Source organism: Mesorhizobium sp. WSM4850 (assembly GCF_055811735.1).
This window is the reverse complement of the sequence record NZ_JBVVPV010000035.1, coordinates 21,080-40,691: the sequence shown is the minus strand read 5'-3', so window position 1 is coordinate 40,691 and position 19,612 is coordinate 21,080. Positions and strand designations below refer to the sequence as shown.

At 63.4% G+C, this 19,612-nt stretch carries 21 protein-coding genes; 12 read left to right on the top strand and 9 right to left on the bottom strand.

Annotation, left to right across the window (positions count from 1 at the left end; translation table 11 throughout):
* Positions 1-29: 29 nt before the first annotated feature.
* Genes AC0L2Z_RS25875 through AC0L2Z_RS25865 form a run of 3 tightly spaced genes read left to right on the top strand, consistent with a single transcriptional unit; the run spans position 30 to position 1,717 of the window.
* Positions 30-581 (top strand): carboxymuconolactone decarboxylase family protein, encoded by a 552-nt coding sequence (locus tag AC0L2Z_RS25875; RefSeq protein WP_023797207.1) that lies wholly within the window; start codon positions 30-32, stop codon positions 579-581.
* A gap of 20 nt (positions 582-601) precedes the next feature.
* On the top strand, positions 602-1,072 hold the full coding sequence (locus tag AC0L2Z_RS25870) for a nuclear transport factor 2 family protein (protein ID WP_023797208.1): 471 nt from the start codon (positions 602-604) through the stop codon (positions 1,070-1,072).
* A gap of 12 nt (positions 1,073-1,084) precedes the next feature.
* On the top strand, positions 1,085-1,717 hold the full coding sequence (locus tag AC0L2Z_RS25865; RefSeq protein ID WP_473629663.1) for a pyridoxamine 5'-phosphate oxidase family protein: 633 nt from the start codon (positions 1,085-1,087) through the stop codon (positions 1,715-1,717).
* 24 nt (positions 1,718-1,741) lie between these two features.
* On the opposite strand, the gene AC0L2Z_RS25860 is transcribed toward AC0L2Z_RS25865, so the two are convergent.
* The 3 genes from AC0L2Z_RS25860 to ftsE all read right to left on the bottom strand — a co-directional run bounded on the left by AC0L2Z_RS25860 (position 1,742) and on the right by ftsE (position 4,181).
* Positions 1,742-2,467 (bottom strand): YdcF family protein, encoded by a 726-nt coding sequence (locus AC0L2Z_RS25860; RefSeq protein WP_473629662.1) that lies wholly within the window; start codon positions 2,465-2,467, stop codon positions 1,742-1,744.
* Between the two features lie 75 nt (positions 2,468-2,542).
* Entirely contained in the window at positions 2,543-3,529 is a 987-nt protein-coding gene (locus tag AC0L2Z_RS25855) for a cell division protein FtsX (RefSeq protein ID WP_128168726.1), read from the bottom strand.
* Positions 3,522-4,181, bottom strand: coding sequence for a cell division ATP-binding protein FtsE (ftsE, locus tag AC0L2Z_RS25850; protein ID WP_023797212.1), 660 nt, complete (start codon positions 4,179-4,181; stop codon positions 3,522-3,524). Before ftsE ends, AC0L2Z_RS25855 begins: the two co-directional genes overlap by 8 nt.
* 194 nt (positions 4,182-4,375) lie before the next feature.
* Here ftsE and AC0L2Z_RS25845 point away from each other — a divergent pair, with 194 nt between their 5' ends.
* The 3 genes from AC0L2Z_RS25845 to AC0L2Z_RS25835 all read left to right on the top strand — a co-directional run bounded on the left by AC0L2Z_RS25845 (position 4,376) and on the right by AC0L2Z_RS25835 (position 6,182).
* Positions 4,376-5,023, top strand: coding sequence for a hypothetical protein (locus tag AC0L2Z_RS25845; RefSeq protein ID WP_473629661.1), 648 nt, complete (start codon positions 4,376-4,378; stop codon positions 5,021-5,023).
* A gap of 27 nt (positions 5,024-5,050) precedes the next feature.
* Positions 5,051-5,593: a hypoxanthine phosphoribosyltransferase gene (gene hpt / locus AC0L2Z_RS25840; protein WP_473629660.1), complete on the top strand. Its 543-nt coding sequence runs from the start codon at positions 5,051-5,053 to the stop codon at positions 5,591-5,593.
* 217 nt (positions 5,594-5,810) lie between these two features.
* Positions 5,811-6,182 carry a response regulator gene (locus AC0L2Z_RS25835; protein WP_027153386.1) on the top strand — a complete coding sequence of 124 codons (372 nt, stop codon included), beginning with the start codon at positions 5,811-5,813 and terminating at the stop codon, positions 6,180-6,182.
* Between the two features lie 12 nt (positions 6,183-6,194).
* Here AC0L2Z_RS25835 and AC0L2Z_RS25830 read toward each other — a convergent pair whose 3' ends face one another.
* Positions 6,195-7,145: a DMT family transporter gene (locus tag AC0L2Z_RS25830; RefSeq protein WP_023797216.1), complete on the bottom strand. Its 951-nt coding sequence runs from the start codon at positions 7,143-7,145 to the stop codon at positions 6,195-6,197.
* 311 nt (positions 7,146-7,456) lie between these two features.
* On the opposite strand from AC0L2Z_RS25830, the gene AC0L2Z_RS25825 reads away from it, so the two are divergent.
* Positions 7,457-8,314 carry a LysR family transcriptional regulator gene (locus AC0L2Z_RS25825; RefSeq protein ID WP_027153384.1) on the top strand — a complete coding sequence of 286 codons (858 nt, stop codon included), beginning with the start codon at positions 7,457-7,459 and terminating at the stop codon, positions 8,312-8,314.
* Between the two features lie 12 nt (positions 8,315-8,326).
* Here AC0L2Z_RS25825 and AC0L2Z_RS25820 read toward each other — a convergent pair whose 3' ends face one another.
* Together AC0L2Z_RS25820 and AC0L2Z_RS25815 are read right to left on the bottom strand one after the other, a co-directional pair.
* On the bottom strand, positions 8,327-10,975 hold the full coding sequence (locus AC0L2Z_RS25820) for a TIGR02302 family protein (RefSeq protein WP_473629659.1): 2,649 nt from the start codon (positions 10,973-10,975) through the stop codon (positions 8,327-8,329).
* A 173-nt stretch (positions 10,976-11,148) separates the two neighbouring features.
* On the bottom strand, positions 11,149-12,090 hold the full coding sequence (locus tag AC0L2Z_RS25815; protein ID WP_473629658.1) for a threonine/serine dehydratase: 942 nt from the start codon (positions 12,088-12,090) through the stop codon (positions 11,149-11,151).
* A gap of 50 nt (positions 12,091-12,140) precedes the next feature.
* Here AC0L2Z_RS25815 and AC0L2Z_RS25810 point away from each other — a divergent pair, with 50 nt between their 5' ends.
* Complete coding sequence (locus AC0L2Z_RS25810) at positions 12,141-12,443, top strand: ArsR/SmtB family transcription factor (protein WP_287054036.1); 303 nt, start codon at positions 12,141-12,143, stop codon at positions 12,441-12,443.
* A gap of 68 nt (positions 12,444-12,511) precedes the next feature.
* On the opposite strand, the gene lysA is transcribed toward AC0L2Z_RS25810, so the two are convergent.
* From lysA to argH, 3 genes are all read right to left on the bottom strand, one after another.
* Positions 12,512-13,780 (bottom strand): diaminopimelate decarboxylase, encoded by a 1,269-nt coding sequence (lysA, locus tag AC0L2Z_RS25805; RefSeq protein WP_287290931.1) that lies wholly within the window; start codon positions 13,778-13,780, stop codon positions 12,512-12,514.
* A gap of 52 nt (positions 13,781-13,832) precedes the next feature.
* On the bottom strand, positions 13,833-14,039 hold the full coding sequence (locus tag AC0L2Z_RS25800) for a hypothetical protein (RefSeq protein WP_023797221.1): 207 nt from the start codon (positions 14,037-14,039) through the stop codon (positions 13,833-13,835).
* A gap of 68 nt (positions 14,040-14,107) precedes the next feature.
* Complete coding sequence (gene argH, locus AC0L2Z_RS25795) at positions 14,108-15,508, bottom strand: argininosuccinate lyase (protein WP_128168718.1); 1,401 nt, start codon at positions 15,506-15,508, stop codon at positions 14,108-14,110.
* A 34-nt stretch (positions 15,509-15,542) separates the two neighbouring features.
* On the opposite strand from argH, the gene tlpA reads away from it, so the two are divergent.
* The 4 genes from tlpA to ugpE all read left to right on the top strand — a co-directional run bounded on the left by tlpA (position 15,543) and on the right by ugpE (position 19,605).
* Complete coding sequence (gene tlpA / locus AC0L2Z_RS25790; protein WP_128168717.1) at positions 15,543-16,229, top strand: thiol:disulfide interchange protein TlpA; 687 nt, start codon at positions 15,543-15,545, stop codon at positions 16,227-16,229.
* A gap of 239 nt (positions 16,230-16,468) precedes the next feature.
* Positions 16,469-17,779, top strand: a complete 1,311-nt coding sequence (gene ugpB, locus AC0L2Z_RS25785; RefSeq protein ID WP_128168716.1) for a sn-glycerol-3-phosphate ABC transporter substrate-binding protein UgpB — start codon at positions 16,469-16,471, stop codon at positions 17,777-17,779.
* An 84-nt stretch (positions 17,780-17,863) separates the two neighbouring features.
* Positions 17,864-18,748 (top strand): sn-glycerol-3-phosphate ABC transporter permease UgpA, encoded by an 885-nt coding sequence (ugpA, locus tag AC0L2Z_RS25780; protein ID WP_023797225.1) that lies wholly within the window; start codon positions 17,864-17,866, stop codon positions 18,746-18,748.
* 8 nt (positions 18,749-18,756) lie between these two features.
* On the top strand, positions 18,757-19,605 hold the full coding sequence (gene ugpE / locus AC0L2Z_RS25775) for a sn-glycerol-3-phosphate ABC transporter permease UgpE (RefSeq protein WP_128168715.1): 849 nt from the start codon (positions 18,757-18,759) through the stop codon (positions 19,603-19,605).
* The last annotated feature ends 7 nt before the right edge of the window (positions 19,606-19,612 follow it).

Here is a 19,612-nt window from a genome sequence, read left to right as displayed (position 1 = left end):
GGCGAGCTGATCAACGAGAAGGAATGCCGATGCCCCGTATCCCTACACCAGCGTCCATAGAGGCCGCGCCTGCTGCGTCGCAGCCGATGTTACATGCCGTCGAGAAGCAACTCGGCGTCGTGCCTAACCTCTTCAGGCTTGTTTCCAATAGCCCGGCTGCGCTTGAAGGCTATCTCAGCCTGTCTGGAGCGCTTGCCAAAGGCCGACTGCCCGCGCCGACGCGCGAGCGCATTGCTCTGGCGGTTGCCGAGGTCAATGGCTGCAACTACTGCCTTTCCGCTCACACCTATCTCGGCAAGAATCTCGCCAAGCTTGATGATGCCGAAATGGTCGCCAATCGCGCGGGCAGTTCCAACGATCCCAAGGCCGCCGCAGCCGTGCGTTTCGCCACCAAGATTGCGCGCGACCGCGGCCATATCGGTGACGAGGATCTCAGCGCCGTCAGGCTCGCAGGCTACGACGATGCGCAGATCATCGAGATCGTCCAGCATGTCGCTCTCAATGTCTGGACCAACTATGTCAATGAGGTCGCCAGGACGGAAATCGACTTTCCGGTCGTTTCTGCCCGCAGGGCAGCCTGAGCCAGTCGCAAGGAGTTCCCATGTCTGAAAGCCGCCCGCCGCTCCCGCCATTCACCGCCGAGACCGCCGCACAGAAGGCACGCATGGCTGAGGATGCCTGGAACTCCCGTGATCCGGCACGGGTCGCGCTTGCCTACACAATCGACAGCCGCTGGCGCAACCGGGCCGAGTTCCTGCAAGGGCGCGAGGCTATCCAGACATTCCTCACACGCAAATGGGGTCGCGAACGCGACTACCGGCTCATCAAGGAGGTCTGGGCCTTCCGCGACAACCGTATCGCCGTGCGTTTCGCTTATGAATGGCACGACCACAGCGGCTCGTGGTTTCGCAGCTACGGCAATGAGAACTGGGAGTTCGATGAGCTTGGATTGATGCGCCTGCGCATCGCCAGCATCAACGACCTGCCGATCCTCGAGGCCGACCGCAAATATCATTGGCCGCTTGGCCGCCGGCCGGACGGTCATCCCTCTCTATCGGAACTCGGCCTTTGAAGGAGGCTTTCGATGAATGCTCAAGTCTTCACCAGCGATGTCGTCTTTACGCCAACCGTCAAGGCGATCCAGGCCCGCAAAGGCTCACGCGAGGCCTATGCCCGCGTCGAACAGCGCGGCAGTTGGCAAGCTGATATCACGCCCGATCTCGCCGCCTTCATCGAGGCGCAGACCAGCGTCTTCCTGTCGACGGCCAATGGTGAGGGCCAGCCCTACATCCAGCATCGCGGCGGGCCGGCCGGCTTCCTCAAGGTGCTTGACGAGCGGACGATCGGCTTCGTCGATTTCTCTGGCAACAGGCAATTCATCACCCAGGGCAATCTGGACGACAACCCGCGCGCTTTCCTGTTCCTGATCGACTATGCGCATCGGCAGCGCATCAAGATCTGGGGCACCGCGCGGGTCGTCGAGCAGGACGCCGAACTGATGGCGAAGCTGATGCCGGAAGGCTACAAGGCGCGCCCGGAGCAGATCATCCTGTTCACGGTTTCGGCCTGGGATTCCAATTGCCCGCAGCACATTCCACAGCGTTTCGAAGCGGCCGATGTGGCGGCGGCGCTGGCTGAGCGGGACAAGCGTATCGAACGTCTCGAACACGAGATCGCGCGGCTGCGCAGCGTCTCAAGAGCCACGCTCAAGGAATGATAGCGCTGCCGGTTCCAGATCGGCTCAGTTCGGCGCAACAGCCTCGGCCAGCGCGATGCCGGTTGGCGTTGGCTTGACCGGCACGATGCCGCGCGCCAGCGCCAGCAGATATTTGTTGTATTCGGTGAACAGCACGCGCAAGGCTCTCGGCTTGGTCAGCCAGCCGCCATTGCCAAGATTGCTGTTGACCACCGGATAGGGCTCGAGCTTGGCCTTGTGCAGCAGCCGGCCCATTTCCAGCAGGCTGCGCGGCATGTGATAGTTGTTGGTGACGAGAATCACGGTGCCATAGGCGTGGTCTTCCACCCACTTGGCACTTTCCTCGGCATTGCCGATCGTGTCGAGCGCGGCATGGTCGATGTCGACGCAGCAGGAAAACAATTCCTTGTCGCCGCGGGTCGCGACCTGAAGCTGGCGGCGGCTGGCGGAAGGATGCACGCCACTGATCAGCAGCCGCTCGCCCTTGCCGGACGCCAGCAGGCCCATGGCCGCGTCGAGACGCGAATGGCCGCCGGTCAGCACGATGATGGCATCGGCCCTTGCCGGATTGGCGGGCGTCGCGAGACGGCTGACGGTGCTGGCGAACCAGCCAAAGCCGCCGGCAAACAACGTTGCCAGCACGAGCAGAAAGAAAGCTGAGATGCGTAGCGCGCTCGCCAATCGGCGGGGCTTGACGCGCTCGCTAGAACGCGTGATCACCAAGGGCAACTGTCCAGCCATTCCGGTCGAGTCGCGCGCGTCCATCGTCATTATCGTTAACTCCGAAATACGGCGTTTAGTAGGTCGGAAAGCACAAATTTCGTTACGCTAATTCTCTATTCGTGATCACCCTGCGTCCGGCTGGCGGACATCGATGTCGCTGAGATAGGTGACGACGGTGACATGGGAGGTTGCCGCCGTCAGCGCACCGATGACCAGCACCATGAGAACAACGCCGAGATAGCCCGCCGAACCGATGGCGAAATTGCCGAACAGGGCGGTCGCCTGATCGGCCTGCGGCGTCGCCATGTTTCGCGACGACCACCACGAGAAGACGATGAAGACGAACACCGCTGCCGCACCCCCGGCGGCGGCGCCCTTCATGCCGGTGACGAGAAAGTGGTGGCGGAATTCGCGCGCGATAAAGCGCGCTTCGGCGCCGACGAAATGCAGCACCTCGATGATGTGGCCGTTGCCGGCCATGGCGCCGCGCGTCGCGAACACCACGGTCAGCACGGTTGCCGCCAGCATCAGCGCCAACACGGCGATGCCGATGGTCACCGTGGTGCGGGCCATGGCGACCAGCCGGTCGACCCAGGTACGATGGTCGTCAAGGGAGGCACTGGGCAGTTTCGGCGTGATCGCGGCGCGCATTGCGGCGAAATCGGGAGGGTTGGTCTCGTCTATGGTGACGATGATCAGACGCGGCACCGGCAGCTCGTCGATGTTGAGACCCGAACCCAGCCAGGGTTCCAAAAGCCGCGCCGTGGCATCGCGGTCGACGATCCTGGCGCTCTTCACGCCAGGGAATTCGCCGGCGATCTGCGAGGCCTGGGCAAGTGCTGCCTCGATGTCGAGGCCGTCCATCGGCTTGATCTGGATCGTCGCCTCGCGTGAGATCTGGTTCTCCCAGACCGAGGCGGTGTCGCGCACCAGCGTCACCGCGCCGAAGGTCAGGCAGGAGAGGAATGTCATGATGGCGATCACCAGGACCAGCGCCCGGCCGGCGATGTTCTGGGCGGGCACGATCGGCGCCATCTTGCGCTGAACGCGCTGCGTCCCAGCCCTGTCAGCGTGTTGGTCTTCGACATGGCGAGCGGAAAGGTCAGTCATAGATATCCAGCCTTCCGCCGGACAGGATCATGCGGCGTGCGTCGACCTGTTCCATCAGGCCGAGGTCGTGCGTTGCGATCACCACGGCGGTGCCCAGCCGGTTGAGTTCGATGAACAGCCGCAACAGGCGTCGCGCCAGCGGCGGGTCGACATTCCCGGTTGGCTCATCGGCAAGCAGGATTTCGGGCTGCTCGATCAGCGCCCTGGCGATTGCGGCGCGCTGCTTCTCGCCACCCGACAGCACCGGCGGCAGCACATGCATGCGCTCGCCAAGGCCGACCCATTTCAAGAGCTCGGTCACATCGGTGCGGTAGCTGGCCTCCTCGCGCCCGCGCACGCGCAGCGGCAAGGCCACATTCTCATAGGTCGTCATGTGGTCGAGCAGGCGAAAGTCCTGGAACACCACGCCGATGCGCCGCCGCAGATGCGGCAGCTCGGCGCGCGAGATGCGCGAGCGGTCTTTGCCGAAGATGGTGATCAGCCCACGCGTCGGCTTGAGCGACATGAACAAAAGCCGCAGCAGCGTCGTCTTGCCGGCGCCCGAAGGGCCGCTCAGGAACTGGAAGGAGCGCTCCGGTATGTGCAAGGAAATGTCGCGGAGGATTTCCGGACCCATGCCATAGCGGAGGCCGACATTTTCGAAGCGGATCACGTTCGACGACCTGAAACTTGCGGCGGCGACGAGGCAGCCTTCTCTGAGAAAAGACCATCGGCCGGCATGGTTAACCGGCGGTTAATTTTGGGGTTTTTTGGGCGCGTCACAAGGGGTTTCCGGGGGAAACGTTAACCATTTCCGTTTACGCATAAGAAACGAAGAGCGAACAAGTGCGAAGTGCTGGGGCCGCGATGGCTGACGATCGAACCGCGCGCCCGGTTTCCGGCGAAATCATGACCGATACGGCCGCAAATCCTGCGCCGGAACGCATCTTGCGTGATCCGCCTGGTGACATCGTCGACGCCGACTACGAGGTGCTGCCGCGTTTAACCGCCAGCACGGGCGTTTCACCGCCGCTTTTGCGCGTGATCACCACGCCATCGATCAAAGGCATGGACATGCTGCGCAAGCCGGTAGCGGCGATGGAACGGCTGCGGGCGTCGCGCGGCGGGCCGATCTTCTGGATCGCCGGCCTCAGTGCCGCGTTTGCAGCCTTCTGGATCTCGGGCGGGCACGCACTGGTGCGCCAGACGCCGCTTCTTCTGGCGGCGCGACAAGCGGGCGCTGCCCTGACCATTTCAGGCGTTACGTCGCGTATCGATGCGTCCGGGCCGCAACCTGTCCTGTTCGTCGGTGGCGAGGCCGCGAATGACGGCGCCAGCCCGTCGCCATTGCCACCGCTGGAAGTCCGGGTCACCGGTAATGACAGGCGCACAACCCGTTATAGGCTGGCGACATTTAACCGTTCGCTGGGGCCCGGCGAAAGATTTGGCTTTTCCAGCCGGCTCGACGTGCCTAGAAACGGGGTCAAGACCGTCTCGGTCACCTTCGCCAATTAGCGGCGATCATTTCTGGAAGGGCAGCCAATGCCAATCGTGCGCGGCAAGGATATCGAGGTCCTGTTTTCGGCGTCGGCGATCGCCCGCCGCAATCTGGAACTCGCCAAGGAGATCGCCGGGCACGATTATCACGACCTTCTGGTGATTTCGGTGCTGAAGGGATCGTTCATCTTCGCCGCCGACCTCATCCGCGCCATGCACGATGTCGGCCTGTCGCCGGAGGTCGAGTTCATCTTCATCTCCAGCTACGGCGCCGGCACCACCAGCGGCGAGGTGAGGGTGCTGCGCGACATCGACAATGAGGTCGCCGGCCGAGACGTGCTGTTGATCGACGACATCCTCGAATCCGGCAAGACGCTGTCCTTCACCCGCGACCTGATGCTGTCGCGCGGCGCCAAAAGCTGCGCCATCGCCGTGCTGCTCGACAAGCGCATGCGCCGCCAGACCGCGCTCAACGCCGACTATGTCGGCTTCGACTGCCCCGACTATTTCGTCGTCGGCTACGGCATGGATGTCGCCCACGCCTTTCGCGAACTGCCGTTTGTGGGCGTCGTCAAGGGCGAAGCCTAGGGTGTGCTGACATTCAGGTGAGGCCGGCCTGCAAACAACGGCGTCCTGTGCTCACGTACCAAAAGTACGCTCCGCTCCGGTTCTCGGAAGCCGCTGTTTTCGACTCGGCCTGACCTGAATCTCGACACACTTGGTGCTCGCTGCGCGCTCCGGATTTTCTCCCTGACTGCGGGTTGCGGTTCAGGAAAAGTCAACTTTTCCACGCCAAAATTCCGCTATGGCAAAGCTCCTGATCGTCGAGGACGATGAATCCGTCCGCACCCTCGCCGCTCGCGCGCTCGAACGCGCCGGGCATATGATCGACATCGCCGCCGACGGCGCGCAAGGGCTTGCCCTGATCCGCGCTGCACGTGGCGGCTACGACCTTGTCGTCTCGGATATCCGGATGCCGGAGATGGACGGCATCCAAATGGCCAAGGCGGCTGCATCGCTTTTCCCGGCGATGAAGATCTTGCTGATGACCGGCTATGCCGACCAGCGCGAGCGCGCCGAGGAATTGAACGGCGTCATTGTGGACGTCGTGCAGAAGCCGTTCACGCTGGCCGAAATCCGCGCGCGCGTCGAACAGGCGCTCGCCTGTTTTGCTTAAGATTCCGCGCGGTCAGGCCGGATCGCAGGTCGCTGCGATTGCCGGCGCGCTGCTCCGGCGCCGGCTGGCGTTGAGCGCGAACAGACCGGCGCCGATGATGAGGGCGGCGCCGATGACGGTGGTCGATCGCGGCACTTCCGCAAAGAACAGGAAGCCCCACAGCGGCGACCAGATGATGCCGGTGTATTCGAAGGTGGCGACGCCGTTGGCCGGCGCCAGCCGGTAGGCCTGCGACAACAAGATCATCCCGGCCGAAGCCACGACGCCGCAGGCGGCCATCGTCAGGAAGTCGATTGACGTCGGCCAGATCCATGGCCTGACCAGGAATTCGAGGCTCGGATGCGTGGCATGAGCTATTCCTGCCAGCCAGAACAGCCCGGCGACCGCTGCAGCGCCCAGGAGATAGACGCCGTTTTGATAGAACGCCATGACCGTGGATGATTCGGTGTCGCCGATCTTGCGGGCCATCAACTGCGAAAAACCGTACAGCACCGCCGAGGCCAGCGACAGCAGCGCCGCCCAGTCGAACAACCCGGCGCCGGGTCGCAGCATCACCAGCACGCCGAGCATGCCGACCATGACGGTGACCAGCGTCTGCCCCGCTACCCGTTCGCCGAGATAGGGGCCGGCAAGCGCCATGATGAACAGCGGTGCCATGAAATAGAGCGCCACCGCGTCGGCAAGCGGCAGGGCGGCGATCGCCAGGTAGTAGAGCGTGTAGGAGGTGAACAGGATCAAGGCGCGCATCGTCAGCATGCGAAACCGCTTCGAAAAGATCGCCCTGAGCCCGACATCGGCATGAACCAGCACGAGAAGAATGGGCAGGGCGACGATCGAGCGGATCGCCATCACCTCGGTCACCGGATAGGTGCCCGATACGGCCTTGATCAGCGGATCCTGGAGCGAGAACACCAGAACGCCGAGGCAAAGGCTTGCCATGCCGAGGACGATCCGGTTCTGCATGTCGTTCGACGGCTCCTTGCGTGCGCGGCCCGAGAGCCGGGCCCGCGTAACTTTGTTTTATGCATATCGCCCAAAACCGCTTCGCACCCTCGGGTCAGGCCCAGGGTCAGGCCCGAGGACATGCTTTTGGGCGACCTGCATCAAAAAGAACCCGCCACCATTTCGGGCAGCGGGTACGAGTGAGGACTTTTTGGTCCGCAGCCGATTTCGCAGCCGCATATCCAATGGGTGAAGCGACTATTATCCGCCGTTTGACATGTTGCAAACGAATTGGAATGATGCCAGCGATCAGATTTTCTTATGGCGGACAAATGAAGCCCACGCTCGACAGCGATCTGCTGCGCACCTTCGTCGCGGTCGCCGACGCCGGCAATTTCACCAAGGCTGCGGTGCAGGCCGGCCGTACCCAGTCGGCGGTTTCGATGCAGATGAAGAAGCTCGAGGATATGGTCGGCGACAGCCTGTTCGAGCGCGGCTCGCGGGGTGTGGCGCTGACGCGCCGCGGCGGCGAACTCATCGTCAACGCCCGCCGCATCGTGTCGCTGCTGGACGAGACGGCGGCATCGATGGTCGCGGCGCCGCTTGGCGGACCGGTGCGCATCGGCATTCCGGAGGAATATGGCCACGCGATCCTGTCGCGCGCTCTCGGCGCCTTTGCCAAGCGCCATCCTCAGGTCGACATCACCGTCCGCTACGCGCATTCCGGTGCGCAGATCGCGGCGCTCGCCGCCGGCGAGCTCGATCTGGCGGTGGTGTTCGAATGGCAGGACCTCTCCGGCGGTGAGGTGCTGATGCATGATCCGACCGTGTGGGTGACGTCGGAGCTGCACCATATGCATGAGGAGCGGCCGGTGCCGATCGCGCTCTACAATCGCGCCGGCTGGTGCAAGGATTTTGCGATCAAGTCGCTGGAACAGCGTGGTCTCGCCTATCGTGTCGCCTATACCAGCGATACCAATGGCGGCCTACGGCTTGCCGTCACCTCCGGGCTGGCGATTGCGCCGATCTCGCGCAGCAACATCCCGGCCGGCTGCCGCGAGCTTACCGCCGCCGATGGATTCGGCGACATCGATTCCTCGAATGTGGTGCTGCGGCGCAATCCGAACGCTTCCGGCGAGGCCATCGTCAGCATGGAAGAGGCGATCCGCGAGGCGTTCACCAACCGTTAGAGCAGGCCGGCTTTACTTCAACTCCAGCAGCCGCTCCAGATAGCTGCGCTCGATATCGGGGCTGAGCGCGTTGCCGAGCCGCTTGCGGATCGCGTCGAGGATCTGGCGGGCGCGCTGCACGTCGATCTCGTCCGGCACCTTCACCGAATCGCCGAAATCTGGACCCTCGGTGGCGCGTGGCCGGCCGAGCGGATCGCGGTCGGCATTCTGCTGGCGGCCGCCGCGCTGGCCGTCGCCCTCGTCGCCCTGCATGGCCTGCAATTGCTTCATCATGTCCTTGGCGCCCTTGCGCAACGCCTCCAGCGCGCGGCCCTGGTGACCGACCGCCTGATCGCCATCGCTGTCGCCAAGCGCCTGTTCGGCATCGCCCATGGATTTGCCGGCCTCGCCAAATCCCTCATTGGGCTCGAGCCCCATACCTTCGAGACCCTTTCTCAACTGGTCGAGCTCGCTTTGCAGTTTGCCCTGGCCTTCCTGCAACTGCTTCAGCGCGTCGGCGAATTCCTCCGGCGTCATCGGCTTCGGCCGGCCGAGCGGATCGCGGTCCTCGCCTGGGCCGGGCTGCTCGCCCTGTTCGCCCATTTGGCCCTGCTCGCCGTTCTCGCCGAGCTGCTCGTCTCGGTTCTGCCCACGCTGTTGCTGGCCGCGCTGCATCTGGTCCATGCGGAAGGTTTCGTTCATCATCTCCTGCTGGCGCCGCATGATCTCGCCGAGCTTGTCCATCTGCTGGCGCATCTCGCTGTTCTGCTGGCCGCCCTGCTGCTGACGTCCGGCCTGCAGGTTGTTCATCATGTCCTGCAGTTGCGAAAGCAATTGCTGCGCGCTGTCGCGATCGCCGGACTTCGCCAGATTCTCGATCTGGTCCATCATCCGTTCGATATCACTCTGGCGCAGTTCCTGGCCGTTCTGCTGCATCTGCGGCGCGTTCGGATTCTGCTGCGCACGCTGGGCGAATTCCTGCAGGAACTGGTTCATCGCCTCGCGCAGTTCCTTCATCGCCTTGTCGATTTCCTCGTCGCTGGCGCCGTTCTTGATCGCGTCCTGCAACGCCTGCTGCGCCTGGCGCAGCCGCCGCTCGGCGTCCGAAAGATTGCCTTCCTCGATGCCGAGCGCGATCTCCCAGAGATAGGCGACTTCGTCGCGCAATTTGTCGTCGTTGTCGGCCATCTTCAGCCGGGTGCGGGCGCTCATGATGGCGAGGTAGTGCGCCATATTGTCGAACGTGTCTTCGGGCCTGAGCGTGATCGCATCCATCAGGTCGAGCAAGCGGCTCTTGGCGTTGGCGTCGAGCGCCAGCGCGCGGCGCTGCTCGATCACGGCCCTGGCCAGCGGATTGGAGAATGGCCGCTCCGGCATCACCAGGGTCCTGGTTTCGCTGGTTGCGGTATGTCCGGCATCGTCGGTGGCGACAAGCCTGAGCTTGATGTCGCCGCCGGCCCAGACATGCTCGGTCAGGTCCTTCGTGGTCTTGGCGGCATTCCCCTTGACGCCGCTGCGCGGCAGCGTCAGCGGCATTTCGGGCGGGCCATAGAGCGGATGCGCATTCGGCGCCGGTGGGTCGGCCAATACGAAATCCGCCTTGGCGGAGGCCGCGCCATAGTCGTCGTCGATCTGGTAGTTGAGTTCGAAGGAGCCGTTGACGGCGCGTTTCGGCTCGCCGACGAAGCGGATTTGTGGCGGCTTGTCCGGGATCACCGCGAAGGCCCAGCTGCCGAGTTCGTCGCCGCCCGAGTTCAGCGTCAGCGTGCCGTTGGCCGTCAGCTTGCCGGTGAACTGGCGCACCGTGGAGGGCGTTGCCGTGGAGGGCGTTGCCGCCGCCGGCTTGGCCGCGTCGGCCTGCTGCCCGGCTGGCTCGATAGTGCGGGCGTTGCCGTCGGCGTCGGCATAGCTCAGCGTTTCCTCGCCCGAGCCGCCGGTGACGCGCAGCGAGACATCGCTGCCTTCCGGAACGGTGAAGGTGGACGCAGCCTGATTGTCATTGCTGGCGAGGGCCGGGTTGGCGAAGGCTGGGGAAGTGAGGAAGACCGGTGCCCTGCCGGTGTAGGCCGGCGGCGTCACCCAGGCGTCGATGCGCGGCGGCACGGCGTCGCGCGCCGCGTGGGCACTGAACCCGTCCGCGATGCGGCCGCCCGACGGTCCGAACGAGAAGGCGAAAGCGGTGACCAACACAAGCGCCGCCACGGCGCGCAGCCCCCACGGGTCGCGCTCCGGCACCCGGGTGCGTGGCAGGTCGCCACCGAGGTTGCCGAGTTTTTCGGCCATTCGTTTCTGGTGCTCGCGCCACAGCGCTTGCGAAAAAATGCTTTCCCTGCCGCTCGGCCGGTCGGTCTGCACCAGCACCGGGCTGTGCAGCAATAGGTTGGCGGCCTCGATGCGCCGATCGATCTCGGCACTGGACGGCACCCGGAAGAAACGCAGGGGATAGAGCGCGACAAGGGCTGCGATGGCGAACACAGCCACAAGACCGATGCGCGCCATGTCGGGCAGCAAAAGGAAGAGGCCGAGCCACGAGACGCTGAGGAACAGGCTGGCGACGATGACGAGTGGAAGCAGCAACGGCCAGCCACGCTCGACCGTCATCGAGACCCGCGTCGCCAGCCGGCTCACGGCAAGGCGCCCGGCCAGGCTGCGATCGCTGGTGATGGTGGGTCGTTGCGTCATCGGCCCTTCCTGTTCGGGCGGGATAACCCGAACCTCACAAATCTATCGCACCGGCCCGAAAATCGGATGCGAAGGACTCAAAGTCTTAGATGCACGTCGCTCCAAACATACCAAGAAACACGGCGAAGGCGAGGCAGTTCCCTAAAACGTGAACAGGACTGCCCCCGCTATCGTCAGAATTTAGCCGGATTGGCGTTTGCGCCGCAGACCAGCACGGCGACACGCTCGCCCGCAGCCGGCACATAGCGGCCGGACAGGAGCGCCGCGAAGGCCGCGGCGCCGCCCGGCTCGGAGATGATTCGCACCCGGTCCCAAAGCGCCGCCTGCGCGGCGATGATCTCGTCGTCGCTGACCAGTATGGAACGCTCGACGAAGGCCTCGGCGATCGGAAACATGATTTCGCCGACGCGCTTCGGCGCCAGCGAATCGGCGGCGATGCCCTCAGTCGGCGCATCGACGGGCCGGCCGGCCTCGAAGGCGCGATGAAGCGTCGGCGCGCCCTCCGGCTCGACGGCGATGATCGTGATGCGGCCGGCAAACCAGGCGGCGATGCCGCCGATCAGGCCGCCGCCGCCTACGGCGACCAGCAGCGTGTCGAGTTCAGGCAGGTCGGTCTCGATCTCAAGGCCGAGCGTGCCTTGCCCGATCAGCGTTTCCTCCTGGTTGAACGCATGGATCTGCAGCGCGCCGGACCTTTCGGCAAAGTCTTCGCTGGCGGCCAGCGCTTCGGCATAGCGCGCGCCACCGACGACCAACTCGGCGCCATAGCCGCGGATGCGTTCGAGCTTGGCCGGCGGGCTGACTTCGGGAACGAAGATGGTCGCCTTGTGGCCGAGCCGCATGGCAGCGTAGGCGACCGCGGCACCATGATTGCCGCCCGATGCGGCGACGACGCCAGCCTTGGGAACCGGCCGCTCGAGAAGATTGGTGAAGGCGCCGCGCGCCTTGAACGAGCCGGAATGCTGCAGGCATTCGAGCTTCAGGTCGACGCCAAGAGGCGGACGGCCGAAATCGGCCATGTCGACGCGCAGCACCGGCGTGTGGCGCACGAAGGGCCGGATGCGCGGCTCCATTGCGGCGATGCGTTCGCGGGTGATGCTATTGCCGTTCAGCATGGTCTGCTCCCAAGGGTTGACATCACTTAGTAACTTAGCAAAATGGCTAAATGCAAGAGATTGATGTCTTCAAGGCGATCGCCAACGAGCGCAGGCTGCAAATCCTCGATTGGCTGAAGGATCCGCGCGCGCATTTTCCGCCGCAGACCGATGGCGATCTGGTCGAGGACGGCGTCTGCGCGCTGCTGATCGCCGAAAAGCTGGGGATTACCCAGGCGACGCTCAGCGAGCATATGCGGGTGCTGACCCAGGCCGGCCTTCTGCGCAGCAAACGTATCAAGCAGTGGACGTTCTATCGCCGCGACGAGGGCAGGATCGCCGAGACCAGGGCGCTGATTCAGCACCGGCTGTAGCGCTGCAGACGATCCATTCTTGTTTGACCATGATCCTTTCCGAAATCGCCTTTTTCGGGATCATGGGTCTATTCCAGCCAATCAGGCAGCGAATCCAGGCCGATCAGCTCGTCATAGGTCTGGCGCCGGCGCACGACATGGAAACGGTCGCCGTCGACCAGCACTTCAGGCACCAACAGGCGGGTGTTGTAGGTGCCGGCCTGCACGGCGCCATAGGCGCCGGCGGTGGCGACGGCGATCAGGTCTCCGGCCTTGAGCCGCGGCAGGTCGCGGTCGAGGCCGAGATAATCGCCGGTCTCGCAGACCGGGCCGACGACGTCGACTATCATGCGTGGCGCCGCTGCCGGCTGCTGCACCACCGGCTTGATGTCATGGAAGGCGTCGTAGAGCGTCGGCCGGATCAGATCGTTCATCGCGGCGTCGACGACCAGGAAGTTCTTGGCGTCGCCCTCCTTCACGAAGATCACCTGCGAGACCAGGATGCCGGCATTGCCTGATATCAGCCGGCCCGGCTCGAACATCACCTTCAGCCCGAGCTTGGCGACGTGCTTCTTGACGATCTGGGCATAAGCGTCCGGCAGGGGAGGCGGGCTGTTGTCGACACGGTAGGGAATACCAAGGCCGCCGCCGAGGTCGATATGCTCGATGGCGTGCCCGTCGGCGCGCAGCACGCCGACCAGTTCCACCAGCAGCGCGAAGGCGTCGTCGAAGGGCTGCAACTCGGTGATCTGGCTGCCGATATGAGTGTCGATGCCGGTGACCTTGATGCCAGTCAACTCAGCTGCGCGGGCATAGACCTTTCGCGCCTTCTGCCAGGGAATGCCGAACTTGTTCTCGGCCCTGCCGGTGGAGATCTTCTTGTGGGTCTTGGCATCGACATCCGGGTTGATGCGCAGCGAGATCGGCGCCACCTTGCCCAGCGCCGTGGCGCGGGCCGACAGCAATTCCAGTTCCGGCTCGGATTCGACGTTGAAGCACAGAATGCCGGCCGAGAGCGCAAGATCCATTTCGCGCGCGGTCTTGCCGACGCCGGAAAACAGGATCTTGTTGGCCGGAATGCCGGCGGCCAGCGCGCGGCGCAGTTCGCCTTCCGAGACCACGTCGGCGCCGGCACCGAGTTTTGCCAGGATTTTTAGCACAGCCTGGTTGGAATTCGCCTTCATGGCGTAGCAGACCAGCGCGTCGAGCCCGGCAAAGGCCTGCGCAAACACGCGGAAATGCCTGGTCAGCGTCGCCGTCGAATAGCAATAGAACGGCGTGCCGATGCTTGCGGCGATCTCTGATATCGCCACGTCCTCGGCATGCAGCACGCCGTCGCGGTAGTCGAAATGGTTCACGAGAGTGGTTCCGGAAGTTGGAGCACGATGAGATCGGCCGATCTCATCGGCTCTAGATCAACGGATCGAGAATGAACTTCTTGTCCTCGACCGGTTTTTCCGGCTCCGGCGGCACGGGCTGCTCTGCCTTTTGTGCGTCCTTGCGCGCCTGCACGGCCGCCTCATAGGGCGTATCGAGCCCGGCTTTCCTGCCGCAGGCCGTTACGGTTGCCAGCGCCGCCAGCAGCGTCAGCGTCACCAAAATCCTGCTTGCGGTCATTGATCCATCCGTCCGAAACTTTTGCCCGCCGCTTTTAGCCGAGTTTATCCGGCATTGCACCCCGGCAATCACGCCCTGCCGATGTGCTTTTTCCAGTAGCGGATCTGCTTCCTCACTTCCGACGGCGCGGTGCCGCCGAAGCTGGTGCGGCTCTTCACCGAGTTCTGCACGGCAAGCACCGAAAACACGTCCGCCGTGATGCCGGGGTGAATCGACTGCAAGTCTTCCAGCGGGAGCTTGTCGAGCCCGATCTTCCTCTCTTCGGCCAGCGCCACGGCGCGGCCGGTGACGTGGTGCGCCTCGCGGAACGGCAAGCCAAGGCTGCGCACCAGCCAGTCGGCAAGATCGGTCGCGGTCGCATAGCCTGACCCGGCGGCCTTCTTCATGGCGGCGGCATTCACCGTCATGTCGCGCACCATGCCGGTCATCGCAGCCAGCATCAGGTCGAGCGTCTCGGCGACGTCGAACACGGATTCCTTGTCTTCCTGCATGTCCTTGCCGTAGGTCAGCGGCATGCCCTTCATCACAGTCAGCAGGCCGACCAGATGGCCGGTGACGCGGCCGGTCTTCCCGCGCACCAGCTCGGCGGCGTCGGGGTTCTTCTTCTGCGGCATGATCGAGGAGCCGGTGGAGAATGAGTCCGACAGCCTGACGAAGCCGAATTGCGGCGTCGACCAGATGATGATTTCTTCGGCCAGCCGCGACAGATGCGTCGCGCAGATCGCCGCCAGCCCCAAAAACTCGAGCGCGAAATCGCGGTCCGAAACGCTGTCGAGGGAATTGCGCATCGGCTCACGGAAGCCGAGCGCCCTGGCCGTCTGGTGCCGGTCGATCGGAAAGCTGGTGCCGGCAAGCGCGGCCGCACCGAGCGGGCTTTCGTCCATCCGTTCGATAGCGTCGCGAACACGCGACAGGTCGCGCGAGAACATCTCGACATAGGCCATGCAGTGATGGCCGAAGGTTACCGGCTGCGCCGCCTGCATGTGGGTGAAGCCCGGCATCACCGTTGCCGCATGCTCCTCGGCCCGCTCCAGGAACGCCGTGATCAGGCCCTTCAGCGCCTCGGCGACGCGAAAGCACTCGTCCTTGACCCATAGCCTGAGATCGACCGCCACCTGGTCGTTGCGCGAACGGGCGGTATGCAGGCGGCCGGCAGCCGGGCCGATCAGCTCGGCAAGGCGGGCCTCGACATTCATGTGGATGTCTTCCAGCCTGGTCGAGAACTCGAACGTGCCGGCTTCGATCTCTGCCAGGATCGTGTTCAGCCCGTGAGCGATTTTTTCTTGGTCGGCCGCCGAAATAATGCCGGTTTGCGCTAGCATCTCGCTATGGGCGATCGAGCCTCGGATGTCCTGCGCGTAGAGTTTGCGGTCGAACGAGATCGACGCGTTGATCGCTTCCATGATCGCGGCCGGACCCGAGGCAAAACGTCCGCCCCACATCTGGTTGCTGGCCTTCTTGTCGCTCATCGCTATAACCCGTGCTCCGGAGCAGTTTTAAAAAATGGCAGACGGCAATCGATTTTTCCCGGCCCCGCGCCTCATCCTCGCCGCTTTGGTGGCAGGCGTGCTTGCCGGCGCGGTCGCGGTATATGTCAGCGAAAGCGGTTCTGGCAACAACGCCCCCGCTCAAGTCGCGGTTGGCGACAGCAAGGACGATGTCGCCTGCGCCGCCAAGGCCGACCGCGCCAAGTCGGTCGCGGCGGCTGCCACCGGCCAGGTTGCAGCACTTTTGCCCGCCGATCCGCCGCAATCGCTGAAGGGCCTTGCCTTCAACAGCCCCGACGGCAAGCCGATGACGCTCGCCGACCATGCCGGCAAGACGGTGCTGCTCAATCTGTGGGCGACATGGTGCGCGCCCTGCCGCGCAGAAATGCCGGCGCTCGACGCGCTGCAGAACGAAATGGGCAGTGATGCTTTCGAGGTCGTCGCGGTCAATGTCGATGCCGGCGACGACAGCAAGCCGAAGAAGTTCCTCGAGGAAACCGGCGTCGAGGCGCTCGGCTACTACCGCGACTCGACGATGGCGCTGTTCAACGATCTCAAGACACGCGGCCTGGCGCTCGGCCTGCCGGTCACCATGCTGATCGACGGTGAAGGCTGCCTGATTGCCCACATGAACGGCCCGGCAGAATGGTCGAGCCCCGATGCCAAGCGGCTGGTCGAGACGGCGCTCGGCAAGTCGGACTAATTCATGTCGCGCAAAGTGCGCTCTTTAGGAGGCGCCGACGATTGCCGGTCGTCGTCGTTGTTCGATTGGTAAGCCGGCTTTTCAATTGCTTTCCATCGGCTCTCATCTCGAAGCGCACGCCACTTTAAGTGGAATCAAGTTCATCGGCCCGCAACAAAACCGTTGTCCAATTGTCACGGGCGGCACATATTGGCATTGCGAGAGTGCCCCTTTCGCCAATGACAAACGGGAGATGAAACATGAAGTTCTTCGGCTTCGCGGCCGGTGTCGCCGCCACCTTGACCCTGCTTTCCACCACCTCCGCCTTCGCCGTCACGCAGATCAGCTGGTGGCACGCCATGACCGGCGCCAACGCCGAGGTCGTCGGCAAGATCTCCAAGGATTTCAACGCCAGCCAGAGCGACTATGAACTGGTTCCGGTGTTCAAGGGCACCTATCCGGAGACGCTGAACGCCGGCATCGCCGCCTTCCGCGCTGGCCAGGCGCCCGATATCCTCCAGGTGTTCGACGTCGGCACCGGCGTGATGATGGCGGCCGAGGGTGCGATCAAGCCGGTTGCCGAGGTGATGACCGGTGCCGGTATGACCTTCGACAAGAGCCAGTATCTGCCCGGTATCGTCGGCTATTATTCGAAGCCGGACGGCACCATGCTGTCCTTCCCCTACAACTCCTCCTCGCCGATCCTCTACTACAACAAGGATATCTTCCAGAAGGCCGGCCTCGACGTGAACAATCCACCCAAGACCTGGAATGAGGTGTGGGAAGCCGCCAAGAAGATCAAGACGAGCGGCGCCGCCCCTTGTGGCTATACCTCGACCTGGCTGACCTGGATCCATCTGGAGAATTTCGCGGCGTGGAATGATGTGTCGTGGGCGACCCAGCAGAACGGTCTGGCCGGCGGTGATGTCGAACTCAAGATCAACGCGCCGATTTTCGTCAACCACTTCCAGGCGCTCGCAGACCTCGCCAAGGACGGCACATTCAAATATGGTGGGCGTACCTCCGAAGCCAAGCAGATCTTCCTCGCCGGCGAATGCGGCATCTTCACCGAATCGTCGGGCGGCCTCGGCGACATCGTCAAGTCCGGCATGAACTATGGCATCGGCCAGCTTCCCTACGACAGCGACGCCAAGGGCGCACCGCAGAACACCACGCCGGGCGGCGCCAGCCTGTGGGTGTTCGGCGCCAAGTCGGACGAGCAATACAAGGGCGTTGCGGCATTCTTCGCCTACCTGTCCAAGACCGATGTGCAGGAATATCTGCACCAGAAGTCGGGATACCTGCCGGTGACGCTCGCTGCCTACGAGGCGACCAAGAAATCGGGCTTCTATGACAAGAACCCCGGCCGTGAGACACCCATCCTGCAGATGACGGGCAAGGCGCCGACCGACAACTCGAAGGGCGTGCGCCTGCCGAACCTGCCGCAAGTGCGCGATATCCAGAACGAGGAGTTCGAGAAGATGCTGGCCGGCCAGCAAACCGCTCAGCAGGCGCTCGACAACGCGGTCGCGCGCGGCAACGCCGCAATCAAGGAAGCGCTGGAGAACTGACGAGATTATCTCGGTTGGTGTTGGTTTGAATATCGCCCACGCGAGCTCGCGTGGGCGTCTCCCGAGATAGCGAAGGAAATCAGCCTGTCTCCACGCGTCGTCTTTCCCAACAAGATCCTGCCCTTCCTTCTGGTGGCGCCGCAACTCGCCATAACACTGGTTTTCTTCTACTGGCCGGCCGGTCAGGCGCTTTACCAGTCGATGCTCAGACAGGATCCGTTCGGGCTGAGGACCAGGTTCGTCTGGTTTGCCAATTTCCGCAAGGTGCTGGCCGATCCGGCCTACCTCAATTCGATCAAGGTCACCGTGGTGTTCTCGCTTGCGACCGCGATCGTCGCGATGTGCGTGGCCCTTTTGCTTGCGGTCATGGCCGAGAAGGCGGTGCGCGGCAAAGGCCTCTACCGCACGCTGTTGATATGGCCTTATGCCGTGGCGCCGGCGATTGCCGGCATGCTGTGGCTGTTTCTGTTCAATCCTTCGATCGGCTCGTTGGCGTATTTGCTGAGAAGCCTCGGCATCGCATGGGATCCGCTGCTCAACGGAACCCACGCCATGATCCTGCTTGTGTCGGCGGCTGCCTGGAAGCAGATCAGCTACAATTTCCTGTTCTTCGTAGCCGGTCTGCAGGCAGTGCCGAAAACGCTGATCGAGGCGGCGGCCATGGACGGCGCCGGGGAGACCAAGCGCTTCTGGACCATCGTCTTCCCGCTGCTCGCGCCGACCACCTTTTTCCTGCTGGTCGTCAACACCGTCTATGCCCTGTTCGACACGTTCGGCATCGTTCATGCCGTCACCGGCGGCGGGCCGGGCAAGGCGACCGAGACGCTGGTCTACAAGGTCTACAATGACGGCTTCGTCAATCTGATCCTGGGCGACTCGGCGGCGCAGTCGGTCATCCTGATGGCGATCGTCATTGCGCTCACCGCCATCCAGTTCCGCTACGTGGAACGCAAAGTCCACTACGGTTGAGGGCAGCGATGATCGGCCAGTCCCCGCTCCGCACTTTCATCGCCCATGCCGTGCTGATCCTCGGCATATTGATCGTGGCTTTCCCGATCTACTACACGTTCGTTGCCTCGACGCACACGCTGCAAACCATCCTCAGGCCGCCGCTGCCGCTCTTGCCCGGCGGCCAGCTGTGGAACAACTACAGCGAGGCGCTGTTCGGCGGCATTGGCCGCATCGGCGGTGTCAGCGTCGGCCAACTGCTCCTCAACACCACGATCATGGCGCTCGGTGTTGCGGTGGGAAAGATCTGCATCTCGATTTTGTCGGCCTATGCGATCGTTTTCTTCCGCTTTCCCCTGCGCATGACCTTCTTCTGGCTGATCTTCATCACCTTGATGCTTCCGGTCGAGGTGCGCATCCTGCCGACCTACAAGGTGATGGTCGATCTCGGCATGATCGACACCTATGCCGGCCTGATCATCCCGCTGATCGCCTCGGCCACCGCGACGCTGCTGTTCCGCCAGTTCTTCATGACCATACCGGGCGAATTGGTCGAGGCGGCGCGCGTCGACGGCGCCGGGCCATGGCGCTTCTTCTTCGATATCGTGTTGCCATTGTCGCGCACCAACATCGCGGCGCTGTTCGTGATCCTCTTCATCTACGGCTGGACGCAGTATCTTTGGCCGCTGCTGGTCACCAACAGCAACGACATGAACACCATCGTCATCGCGTTGAGAAAGATGGTTTCCTTCGCCGATGCCGATACCGAATGGCACCTGGTCATGGTCACCGCGATGCTGGCCATCGTGCCGCCGATCCTGGTGGTGGTGCTGATGCAACGCTGGTTCGTGCGCGGCCTGGTCGAATCCGAAAAGTGAGAAGCTG